This is a genomic window from Fructilactobacillus sp. X2R6C1 (genome assembly GCF_059901295.1).
On record NZ_JBWXUZ010000003.1, the window covers coordinates 12,767 to 25,298 of the forward strand.

The following is a 12,532-nucleotide window of genomic DNA, read 5'->3' on the forward strand; positions in this document are numbered from 1 at the left end:
ATCATGATGCTTGTTTTTAACATTAATAAATTACATAAATAATTTTACCCACAAAAAAACAGCCGCATCACTGCAGCTGTTTTCCAATCTTTAATTAACACATGTGGATTCCCATCTTTTTGTATGAATTCATAGCTGGGATATCTAATTCCTTCACTGGGATGCCCTCTTCTTTTGAAAGAGCGTTTAGTAGGGTATCCATGTTCATTAACTTGTACTTCTTGTGTGGATCATTCTTGTCATAAGCCTGGATTTGGAGCATCATGCCACCGTCTTCGTGTTCCGTAATGTGACAGTGATACATGTAAACGCCAGGGAAGTCGAACTTAACTTGCAAGCGAACGACTTCGCCGGGGTTAACCCCAATTGTGTCCTTCCAACCGTGTTCGTTTGGATAAGGGTCACCACCGTTTCTGGAAAGTACTCGGAATTGAGTTCCGTGCATGTGGTAAGGATGAACCATCCCACCATCCATTTCGTTTGAATTAGATACTTCCCAAATTCGTTCTTTACCGACTTCTTGGCGATCATCGATTCGTTGCATATCGAACTTTTTACCGTTGATTTCAACGGATTCGTCCATTCCAGACATAGCTGCCTTATGAACGGGAGCATCCTTGTCAATTTTGGCAAATGGTGGCATGTCAACGAGGTGATCTGGGAGCTTGGTGTTGTCTGGTGCAAACTCATGAATCTTAAACGTCATGATGGGAACGTCGTCGGAGTAGAGTTGAACTTCATCACCGGGTTTATAACCACTGAAATCAACGATGACCTCATCACGTTCGGCACAAACCATCATGAGGTGAGTGAACTCGACTGGTTCAGGGAGAATTCCGCCATCAGAACCAATCTGAGTGAACTTCAGATCGTCATCAAAGTGAAGGCGCCATTCACGACGGTTGGAGCCGTCCAGGAATCTGAGTCGTACTCGTTGGGTAGTAACGTCAAAGTAGGGGTTCACGGTACCATTAATCATGGCAGTTGGACCTTGAACACCGTCTGGATCGTAGTCTTCTTTGTAGTTTAGTTGGTTACCCTTGTGGAAATGACGGTCTTGTAGGACAACGGGAATGTCATCGACCCCGTAATTTCTTGGGAAGGGTAACTTGGATTCAATGTCGTCTTGAACAACCACTGGGGTAGCAAGACCCTTGTAGACTTGTTCAGAAGTTTCTGGACATGGATGAGCATGCAACCACAATGTGGCAGCAGGCTGATCCACCGTAAACTCAATTTCACTGCTTTCACCAGGGTAAACTGGTGCGTGACAACCACCGTCAACGTATGGACCGGAAACATTTAGTCCGTGCCAATGAAAGGTGGTTAAAACTGGTAAGTCATTTTTTAAGGTCACATGCATGTGTTTACCCTCTTTTAAAATGATTGTCTTACCTAAAATACTAGCGTTGTAACCCCAAGTCTTTGTTTTTTCACCGGGTAAAATCTGAGTTTCACCTGGTTGAGCATCCACCGTGTACCACATGTCGGTATCGGTTTCTTTGTCGGGCTTTAAAATTTCGGGGATGTTTAATTTGTGTTCTGGAACATCAGGCACCTTGAGTGGAATGTATCCACCGTCATGGGTGTTAAAAGCTGGTTCATCATAGAAATAATCATTGTATACTTTTCGTTCGGACATTGTCTTGTTCCTCCCTAATTGTTTAACTATCTACTACACCATCATAATACAGCTTTTTAGACTATAATGCTTGTTTGTTAGCTAAAAACATAGAAAAAGATCGACTATTAAAGTCGATCTTTTTAAAACGTTTGTTTTATTGTTCTTTGTACCATGGGTAATGGAAGTTACCTGGACGGTCAGTACGTTCGTAAGTGTGAGCACCGAAGTAATCACGTTGTGCTTGAAGCAAGTTAGCTGGAAGTACTTGAGCTCTGTATGAGTCGAAGTATGAAACGGCAGCTGATAATGATGGAACAGGAATACCTGCTTCAGTAGCTAACGAAACGATTTCTCTAGCTGAGTCTTGGTACTTGTTAGCGATGTCTGAGAAGTATGGGTCCATTAACAAGTTAGTTAACTTAGGATCCTTATCAAAGGCATCAGTGATGTTTTGAAGGAATTGGGCACGGATAATGCATCCAGCACGCCAAATCTTAGCTAATTGGTCGTACTTCAAGTCCCAACCGTAGTGTTCTGAGGCCATTCGCATTTGTTCGAAACCTTGAGCATAACTCATGATTTTACCGAAGTATAATGCTTGGCGAGCCTTTTCAACGATTTCGTCGCTGTTAAACTTAGGTTCTTTGGCAGGACCATGAAGAACCTTTGAAGCGGCCATTCGTTCTTTTTTCATCATTGAGATGAAACGAGCGTAAACTGATTCAGTGATAACTGATTGAGGAGCACCGATGTCTAAAGCATCGATTGAACTCCACTTACCAGTACCCTTGTTAGCACCACGGTCTAAGATTGCGTCAACAATTGGCTTGTTCTTGTCGTCTCCTAAGTCATCTTTTCTAGTCAAGATGTCAGCGGTGATTTCGATCAAGTATGAGTTTAACTCACCCTTGTTCCAATCTTTGAAGATTTTAGCAAGGTCATCAACTGAGTAACCAGCAGCATTTCTCAAAAGGTTGAAGGTTTCATCGATTAATTCTTCGTCACCGTATTCGATACCGTTGTGGACCATCTTTACATAGTGACCAGCACCGTTAGGGCCAATGTAAGCAACACATGGTTCGCCATCTTCGGCCTTAGCAGCAATCTTTTCAAGGATTGGAGCAACACGGTCGTAGGCTTCTTTTTGACCACCGGGCATTAGTGAAGGGCCTTTAAGGGCTCCAAGTTCACCACCAGAAACACCCATTCCGATAAAGTTAATACCTGACTTAGCAAGTTTTTCACTTCGAGCCATAGTATCGTGGAAGTTAGTGTTACCACCGTCAATAAGAGTGTCACCCTTATCAAGTAATGGTAATAGTTCAGCAATAACGGCATCAGTTGGCTTTCCAGCTTTAACCATCAATAAGATCGTACGAGGTTTTTGAATTGATTCAACGAAATCCTTAACGTTGTAACTTGGAATCAAGTGTTTGTCACCGTGATCCTTCATTACTTGTTCAGTCTTACTTGCAGTACGGTTATAAATTGCAACTGTGTAACCGCGACTTTCAATGTTGAGGGCAAGGTTCTTACCCATAACAGCCATACCAACAACACCAATGTTTGCTTTTTTATCAGCCATAATATACCTTCCTTTTCGAATATATATGTTAATTCATTACACTAGTAGTTTACCATTTCACATTAGAATTGTGAAATAGAAACTTCAAATTTTGTAAGCACTTTCTTTACTTTTCAGCAGGGAAGTACCAACTGTGACCATCTCGAGCTAATAACTCGTCTGCTGCCTTTGGTCCCATTGAGCCTGGTTCGTAATTAGGAAAATCAGGTTTGGTTTCGTCCCAGTACTTCTGAATGGGGTCAACGTACTTCCAAGCGGCGGCAACTTCTGGCCAGCTTGCAAAGTTGGTGTGATCACCATTTAAGATGTCATGGAAAAGACGCTCGTATGGTTGAGGAACTTCTGAAGCCCGAGCATCATTTTGTAGGTAACTAAGGTCGATGGTTTCGGTATGGAAACCTTGTTTGGAGTCCTTGACGTTGACCCTCAATGTAATTCCACCACGAGGGTCAATTAAAATTGAGAGGACGTTGGTTTTAAGAGTATCTGGCAAACCGGCTTTACTGAAGATGTTGTTAATGTCTTTTTTGAAGACAATATCAACTCTAGTGGCTTTGGCTTTTAACTTCTTACCAGTTCGAACGTAGAAAGGAGTGCCCTCCCATCTAGAAAGATTGTAAGTTACTTTTCCGGCAACAAAGGTATCATTATTAGAATCGTGTGGAACGTCTGGCTCGTCACGGTAGGCGGCTGAACCACTACCAGCTCCATATTGACCACGAACAAAGTTCTTTTTGACACCCTCAGTATCATAGAAGTTCATACTTTCAAGGGTTTTGACCTTGGTAGCACGAACGTCAGTATCAACAAATGATTCTGGCTTATCCATTGCAAGGAGGGTCATGATTTGCATGGTATGGTTTTGAATCATATCACGTAAAGCACCAGCTGTGTCGTAATATCCGGCACGGTCTTCTACGCCAAGTTTTTCGGATAGGGTGATCTGGACATTATCGATGTAGTTGTGGTTCCAAACGGCATCGATGATGGGGTTACCGAATCGAATAACTGGGATACTTTGAACCATTTCTTTGCCTAAATAATGATCGATGCGAAAGATTTGGTCTTCCTTAAACGCAGCGGTTAATTCATCATTTAATTTTTCAGCAGATTCATAGTCTCGACCGAATGGTTTTTCAATTACCAAGCGGTTAAAGCCACCATTGTCTGAAAGAACGTGTTGTTCCTTCAGATTTTTAGCAACGATTCCAAAGAATCTTGGGGCCATTGAAACATAAAAGATCCGATTACCATTAAGTTCGTATTTCTTGTCAAGTTCGTCGGCTAATTTACTCAAGGCCTGATAATGTTCCACGTTGGTAACATCATGAGATCTGAAGTAAAAATGACTAGCAAACTCTTCAGCTTGTTCTTGATTATCTGCTTCTGACGAGATGGAATCCAAAACCATTTTTTGAAATTCCTCATCGGTGTGGGGTCGTCTAGCTAACCCAAGCAGTGCAAAATGATTGTCAATACTGCCCTTTTTGTAAAGTTCAAATAAGGCTGGATATAACTTTCGCAAAGCAAGGTCACCAGTGCCACCGAAAAGCATGAATAATGCACGGTTAGCAGTTGCCATTAATACTCACTCCTTTTAATAATTATAGTTATTCGTATACAAGACCAATTATATAACACTACTGCTACCAAAAAAAGTGGTTTATTCCTTATTGTTCCACATATGAAAGCGCTATCTAAAGTATCCCTAACTTGACGCATTTCTTCATTATAAATAGTTCAAAATAATTTTTTGATTGCCAAATTGGTACAGGTCATAAAGTGGTTGGCCGTAAAAAAAGGCTTATAATTTAAACGACATAAAAAAGTTTTCTACCATAATAGTGGAGAATCGATGGTTAAAAATAAAATGGTAGTGGGAAAGTCAAAGCGGGAAACGGTGATGATGTGAATTTAATGATCGTTACATTAATATAGTAGAAACAGGTCAAAAAAGGGAAAATTAGGTTGAATTGACCTAAAAATAAGGTTGTCAACCTTTTTTTGAAGTGATTTTGAAGAAATTGAAGGGAATATATGGCAAAAAAACGAGTAAAAATTACAAAATGATACAGGAAATACTTAATAATCCGGTGATTTTTAGGGTTATGTTGCAAAACATGTTACTTATGTTACAAAATAACAAAAATCGGCGATTTTTTTAAACACTGTGTTATTTGTGTGTAATGTTTTCCGTTTAGTATATACATTGTTGATTGATACAGGAGATCAACGAATTTAAAAAACAGAAAACCGGAAAACGAAAATTAGTTAAGAAATTTAGATTAGGAGTGATTATTATTATGAAGTCAAAAAGTATCAAGGCCGTAGTTTTATCAAGTGCCGCAGCATTAGGTTTATTAGCAGTAGGTGCTAACACCACCCACGCTTCAACAAACGTTACAGTTAAATCAGGTGACACTGTTTCAGAAATTGCTCAACAATACAAAGTTTCTACTAACCAAATCGCCAAAGCTAACCATTTACAAAATGTTGACCAAATCTCAGTTGGACAAAGATTAGTAATCCCAACTGGTGTTACTGTTCCAAATGCTGTATCACAACCAGCACAAACTACTGGTTACCAAGCACCAAAGACTACTCCAGCTGTTAAAGCTCCAGTTGCTAAGGTTGCACAACCTGTACAACAACCAGTTGCTGCTCAACCAGCACCAAAGGCTCAAGTACAAGCCCCAGCCCCAGTAGCACCAAAAGCTCAAGCTCCCGTACAACAAGCCCCAGCTCCACAACAACAAGCTAATACTCAACCAACCCAATCACCAAAGGCTAATGTACAAGCATCAGCTCAAAAGAGTACTCCAGCTCCAGCAGCACCACGAACTAACCAAAGAACTTACACTGTACAAACTAACACTGTTAAACCATCTAACGTTAACTACTCAAGCAACGGTGGTGATGATGCAGCCAAAGCTTGGATCACTGCACGTGAATCAGGTGGTTCATACACTGCTTCAAATGGTAACTACTACGGTAAGTACCAATTATCTAAGTCATACTTAAATGGTGACTACTCAGCTGCTAACCAAGATCGAGTTGCTAACCAATACGTAACTTCACGTTATGGTTCATGGTCAGGTGCCCAATCATTCTGGCAATCACACGGTTGGTACTAAGATAAATTTATACTAACTAATTAATAAGAATTAATTGAAGTCACGGTGATCGAAAGGTCACCGTGATTTTTTTAGCTTGAAAAGTAATCAATTTATAAGTTATACTAATAGTAGACTTTTGCATGAAGTCAGGATTCTATTAGGATATTGTGAAAAGAAGTGGGTGTTGTGAAATTTTTCCTATTTTTATTGCACAAGGATTTTATTCTATGGTATAATGTCTTTGTGAAAGATGTTATTAGATTGCGTGTCTGTGGTGCTTTATCACCATTACAAACATACAATTTATTAGCAATAAAATAATATATTTTTTGGAGGTAGTTTTTTATGGAAGCAAATATTGGTAAGAAATTAGTTTTAGGTGTGGCATCATTAGCAGCCGTTTTAGGTTTGTCAATGGCCATTGAGAACATTAATGTAAACGCTGCTCCTGTTCATCTTCCAGCAGACACTAGTGCAACTCCTAATGACACTACTGGTTCAGTACAAGGACAATCAAAAGCTCACGTTCAAGTAAGAACCGGATACTTAACTTTACAAGAAGTTCCAGATTTAAACTTCGGTGAAGCAGCCAACAACAGTAACCCACAATTTGGGATTCCGTTGCATGATAACCAAACAGGTAATGGTAAACCACAATTAGTTGTTGTTGATGGTCGTACCGTCAAAGATCAACCAAATGGTGCTGGTTGGACTGTTTCAGCTGCTTTAGGTCAATTCAATGATCAACCAGGTAATGGTTGGGGTGTTCAATTGAACCAAACCGCTGTTAAAAACAGCATTGGAAGTGCCGCTCAAGTAAATACTCCATTGTTGAATGCTGGAGCTGACAATTCTTCCCAAGTTCTTTCAGCTAATGCTGGTCAAGGTTTAGGAACGACTTCAGTTGACTACTCAAAGAGTACTGACGCTAGTTTGAACATGCCAGCTAACGTTACTCCAGCTGATTACAACGCACCAATTATTTGGACTCTTAACGCACAAGGCCCACAAAACCCAACTAACTAATAGTTCTCTTTACGGGTGTGTATTGTATAACCAAGAAGACAGACCACGTACGGTTTGTCTTCTTTTTAGTAAATTAGAAAATTAATTAAGTAGGACGTGATTGTAATTTTATCAAGGTTGAAGAAATTCTGGTTACCGTTTTTACTTGCCGTTGCAACCATTCTTTTGATGATTCCGATACTTGGAACCTTAAAAACAAATGCAGCCCAAGGTCCATCAATTGCGGTTAAACCGAATTACACTAAGAATCAAATTAAGCAAGATGGAGTGATCTTTGTTCAAACCAAGCCGGGTCAAACCCAACAAATTAGTTTGAGCATCGTTAATTTATCCAAATCACCCCAGTCCTTTAGCATTGAACCAACAACTGCTTTTACTTCCGGTGGTGGTGCCATTGCGCTCAATCCGACTAATAAGTTTCCGACTGATAAAACTTTGAAGTATAAATTCAAGGATTTAGTCCAAGGAGACAAGGAGCAGACGATTAACTTAGCTCCTAATAAGGGAACCAACGTTAACTTTAACGTAAAAGCTCCTGACAAGACCTATCAAGGTGTCATCATGGGTGGACTGTACGTTAGTCCACAATTACCACCTTCTGCAGCTAAATTAAGGGGGGTCAGCGTTAATAATAAGTTTGCTTTAGCAATGCCCGTCTATCTTCGTGACAACACTAATCAAACCATTAAACCAAAGCTTACGGCTCAAGGCATTAAACCGGGGAAGGTATCTAATGAACCGGTGATTTATACTAAGTTAGCGAACGAAAAGCCCACGACAGTTAGTCAAATGCATTTAAAAGACAAGATTTACCGAAAGAGTAATCCAAAGAAAGTCTTGAGTAAGGCCAACCAGAGTGGCTTAAGTATGGCGCCTAATTCCAACTTTAATTTTATGAATAATTTTGGCAAAAATGCGTTGTTACCCGGTAATTATCATTTGAGTTTGCAGGCTTCAGACATTAACGGAAACAAGTGGGATATTGAAAAAGATTTCCATATTTCAATTGCTCAGGCAGCAATTAATAATGCTAATAAAAACTGGTGGTGGATCATCCTATTGATTATCTTGTTAATCTTAATCTTGATCTTATGCTATGTTTTGTACCGTCAACACAAAAAACAAAAGGATTTGATTGCCGCACAGCAAGCAGAACTTGATAAAAGAAACGATCAATCTAAATAACTAGGTTGGGAGATGTACAAATGCGAATACAATGTTCTAAGTTTTTAAGGATGGTACTGTTAACTGGATTAACTATTTTAATAGCCGTTGGGTTAGAAGCGAATGCAGCTTCGTTTGCGAAGAGTGAATCTAATTCAAATACCACAATTCGAATTGGTAGAAATGTAACCCCAGCACCCAATGGACAGGGTGGTCAACCTGAAGATATGTCTAATAAAACCCCAGGTCCCTCTGAATCAGAAGGCACTAAAATTCCGCCAACCATTGCTGTTAGTGGAGAGCAACAAGGTACGTTACCTCAAACAGGACAAATGCTTAAATGGGGCACAATGGTAGCCGGAGTGATTTTTCTCTTTATCGCTTTTCTGATTATATTAAACCGTCATTTCATTAAAAAATTAGAATTGAAGAATTCGAAATAAAATTCAAATGCGAAAACTAATTAAAATTATAATTTTAGTTGGAGTTTTGTTGATTGAACTGTTTGTGCCAATGACTTCCCAGGCCAATTCGGATGATTACCCGTCATTTTCTGCCACGCCAGTTTTGGGTGGACTCCCGCTTCAAAAGGGCAAAGAGTATTTTGCGATTCAAGCTAAACCGAATCGGGAATACCAGCTTCCGCTTCTTTTGAAAAATCATGGAGACCGTCCCATTAAAATTAGGTTAACGCTGAATAATGCAACGACCACGTCGAGTGGCAGTATTTCATACGCTAATCCAAGCGTGCTTAAAAATGATCAGAATTCGGTTTCTAGACAAGTTGTTGGAAAACTTAAAAGAGAAGTGAATTTGGCTCCGGATGCAAGTAAGGTAGTCAATTACCAAATCAGGACAAATTCACGAGTTATGGGAACAGAACTTGCTGGCATCACTGCTACTGGAGTGGTTCCTTCCGTTTCAAACGAGAAGGTTAACAGTTTAGCCAGTTACGTTATTGGAGTTTCGTTAAGTGGACAGGATGGATTGAAATTAGATCGTTTAAAAATTTCAAACATTGAGAGTGGAAATTATGATGGATTAAATGCGTTTAAAGTTACGATTAAGAATAATTACCCACAGCTGATTCAACATGCGAGGGTGCGAGTCAAAGTTTTTCATAACGAAAAAGTGGATACGATAAAGGAATATTCGAATGTCAGTATTGCCCCGAATACTCCTTTGGTGTGGACAATTCCCTATCAAAAATTGCAACCTGGTAGGTATCGAATGGATGTTATGATCCATTCTGACAAGCAAACGGTTCGATTGCACAAGACGTTTACCCCACTAAAGTTATCAAACCAAGTAGAGTCATACGTACCGGTTTTAATTGCGGTATTTTTGACCATCGAAATTTGGATTATTTTTTGGATTTGTCGGATGTTCTATCACAAAAAGAAAAATAAAAAGAATTGAGAAAAAATGAGAATAAAAAGAGAAGTACTTTATAAGCTATTAATAGGAGTGGTTTGTACTGCTGTATTTATGATTTGTGGCGCAATGATGAGTGTTAGGGCGGATCCAGATAATCCGTATAACATTCCTGCACCACCGGAATCAGGTCCGTCAATGGACGAATTTATGTTTGCTGGGATTCAACCGAATGAAAGCGTTCAAAAAAGATATCCCAACGTTCAGGTGGTAACTGATAATACTGGTGATGATCATTCTGCTCAAACCATGTGGTGGAAGAACCAAGTTGATTTACAAAAACCGTTTACAATTAAGTTTTACGTTTATATGAAAAACCCGAAAAAAGTTAAAACATTAGCTGATGGACTGACCTTTACCCTGCAAAATGACAATCCAAATGCCATCGGATCATCGGGTGAATCACTCGGTTCATATGGAAACGTCCGAACCGCTTCAAAGGCAATTGACAATGATCATGTTAATCCTAAAAAAGCATATTTGAGAACCCAATTTATTCACAATGCTTTATCGTTTGAGTTTGATCCATACTACAACGGAGATTATAGTGACCATAAATTGCCGCGAAAGATTCCACATACGGCGTTCATTTACCCAAATGAATTCACTGGTCCATTTGACTGGCACGATAAAGATCATATTGGAATCAATCACCATGATTATAGTCAGACGCCATCTTTAACGGCTAATCAGGGAACATGGATCCCGGTGACTTATAAGTGGATGCCTAATGACTGGCAACCAGATAGTAACGCCAGGTCGGATCATGCCACCGCAACCGTTACGTATAATGATCCCAAGTCTGGTCACTCAATTGACGGAATTGATCAGCATACCACTACTGAAAATGTTCCTTTGAGCCAATTTCAAGGTAACTACGCATGGTGGGGATTTACTGGTGCAACTGGTGCGTTGAACATGGTCAGTGCCATTGCCAATACCGAAATTCCTCAGATTCCTGGAGTTAAAAAATTAGTTTGTGATTTAAGTGCACTTCAACGTGAGGGGAAGTATAAGGACATTAATCCCTACGATAGTGATACCGGTGCCGCAAATGACATGATTAAGGAAATTGATCCGAGCGAATTTAAGGACCTTGTCACTAACGCTAAGGTTGGAGACGTGATGCTTTATAAGGTCGATACCTATAACTACAAAGATAATGGTTTAGGAAATACCTGGGATAACGTTAAGGTCACGGATGACATGACCAATCTAGGGATGCGTGGTCTAGACGATAACGATCAAATCGTGGCAGAATACCCCAACGGAATTGAACCCATCGACGATGACGGGAAACCTGACTCGGTTGGATTTCGAACGATTATTACTGATCCAGATCCTAATACTAAGCAGAATACGGTAACCGCTAAGGGAAGTAACTTTACGGCACCGGATGACGGAGTGGTTAAGTCAAGTCAGGCGACTGTCGAAATGTCGAATAACCCGTACGACAACGTTAAGCCACGGGTTATTTTACAAAACCAGATGTCAAATGACGGTGGTAATACTTGGACCAATAATCTGACCAACGTCAAAGACGGAAGTGAGGTCCAGTACAAGATTTCCCTTCATAACATGATTGAAGGCACGCAGTTTAAAGATGGTTCGTATTCATTTGTGGTTCCAAGTATTAAAGACATCAAGAACATTGATGTTAACGGAGAACCAATTAGTAATAGTGATTATACGGTAAGTGACACCACCGATTATGAGATTAGTGGGAAAGACTCCAACTCTAACTTTAAGAACGCTAAGAAGATTACGATTAAGAATCTTCCAGACATGAATGGTCGAGAGGTAACTAATGTTACCGCTGACCTTCAGCTTGGGGACAATAATCCTGATAATATGAGTTCAATCCCTGAATTGACGGGAACCGATCGCAACCAGGATTCACTTAAGTTTCAAGGACGAAAAGAGACCTATAATTTCTACAATGGATCGGTTGTTTTGAATCAACCGCAGGATTTAGACTACGGCTTTCAAAATGACTACTTCTTTAAGGATCAGTACATGCAACCAAGAAACCTTGGCAAGAAAAAGACCCCGATTGACATCAACAAAGGGTACGAGGTTGCTAGTTTAACCGATGACCGTCGTGTTAAGAGTCCGTACAGTGTCTGGATCTCTCAGGAGAATACTCCTGAAAATCCACATGAGATTGGAAGACCCGGCTCACCATTTTCACTGGCTTACTTTGCCTTAAACAGCAAGCAACCCACCATTTTGAATCCAGGATCTGGCAACGTCCAGGTTTACAACTATCCTGGGAAAAAGGAAGATGGTAAGATTACGACTCCAATTAAATGGAATGCTAATCAAGGACTTGATTTAAGGATGAACCAGAGTGGGAGTGCCGTCGGTAGTACCGGAGGATATGACGCTACGCTTAATTGGAGCATCAAGTATGGTTCAAAAGATAGTGGAACGCCATAAAGACGGTCAATCAGTGATCGTGATTATGAGATATTTTGCCAAACGAAAGGCTATCAAGGACTTGATAGCCTTTTTTGTTGCATGTAAATTAAACATAACGTTGGTAATTGTGAAACGCTTTTCTGATGGGCTTAAAATCTCTAT

9 protein-coding genes are annotated in these 12,532 nt (G+C 40.0%); 6 read left to right on the plus strand and 3 right to left on the minus strand.

Annotated features, from left to right (window positions below; all coding sequences use genetic code 11):
• Nucleotides 1–94: 94 nt before the first annotated feature.
• The 3 genes from AC6UDF_RS03995 to zwf form a co-directional block, all read right to left on the minus strand.
• Nucleotides 95–1,642, minus strand: a complete 1,548-nt coding sequence (locus AC6UDF_RS03995) for a multicopper oxidase family protein (RefSeq protein ID WP_500723856.1) — start codon at nucleotides 1,640–1,642, stop codon at nucleotides 95–97.
• Between the two features lie 136 nt (nucleotides 1,643–1,778).
• Nucleotides 1,779–3,209: an NADP-dependent phosphogluconate dehydrogenase gene (gnd, locus tag AC6UDF_RS04000; protein WP_500694125.1), complete on the minus strand. Its 1,431-nt coding sequence runs from the start codon at nucleotides 3,207–3,209 to the stop codon at nucleotides 1,779–1,781.
• A 106-nt stretch (nucleotides 3,210–3,315) separates the two neighbouring features.
• On the minus strand, nucleotides 3,316–4,791 hold the full coding sequence (gene zwf / locus AC6UDF_RS04005) for a glucose-6-phosphate dehydrogenase (protein WP_500706762.1): 1,476 nt from the start codon (nucleotides 4,789–4,791) through the stop codon (nucleotides 3,316–3,318).
• A 721-nt stretch (nucleotides 4,792–5,512) separates the two neighbouring features.
• On the opposite strand from zwf, the gene apf reads away from it, so the two are divergent.
• From apf to AC6UDF_RS04035, 6 genes are all read left to right on the plus strand, one after another.
• Nucleotides 5,513–6,343, plus strand: a complete 831-nt coding sequence (apf, locus tag AC6UDF_RS04010; protein WP_500723858.1) for an aggregation-promoting factor — start codon at nucleotides 5,513–5,515, stop codon at nucleotides 6,341–6,343.
• Nucleotides 6,344–6,670: 327 nt separating this feature from the next.
• The gene (locus tag AC6UDF_RS04015) at nucleotides 6,671–7,351 is read left to right on the plus strand and encodes a WxL domain-containing protein (RefSeq protein ID WP_500694122.1); all 681 of its coding nucleotides are present in this window, start codon (nucleotides 6,671–6,673) and stop codon (nucleotides 7,349–7,351) included.
• A gap of 117 nt (nucleotides 7,352–7,468) precedes the next feature.
• The gene (locus tag AC6UDF_RS04020) at nucleotides 7,469–8,536 is read left to right on the plus strand and encodes a DUF916 domain-containing protein (protein ID WP_500723860.1); all 1,068 of its coding nucleotides are present in this window, start codon (nucleotides 7,469–7,471) and stop codon (nucleotides 8,534–8,536) included.
• A gap of 20 nt (nucleotides 8,537–8,556) precedes the next feature.
• Nucleotides 8,557–8,958: a hypothetical protein gene (locus AC6UDF_RS04025; protein ID WP_500694120.1), complete on the plus strand. Its 402-nt coding sequence runs from the start codon at nucleotides 8,557–8,559 to the stop codon at nucleotides 8,956–8,958.
• 7 nt (nucleotides 8,959–8,965) lie between these two features.
• Entirely contained in the window at nucleotides 8,966–9,934 is a 969-nt protein-coding gene (locus AC6UDF_RS04030) for a WxL protein host-binding domain-containing protein (protein WP_500694119.1), read from the plus strand.
• A 69-nt stretch (nucleotides 9,935–10,003) separates the two neighbouring features.
• Entirely contained in the window at nucleotides 10,004–12,388 is a 2,385-nt protein-coding gene (locus tag AC6UDF_RS04035; protein WP_500723862.1) for a hypothetical protein, read from the plus strand.
• The last annotated feature ends 144 nt before the right edge of the window (nucleotides 12,389–12,532 follow it).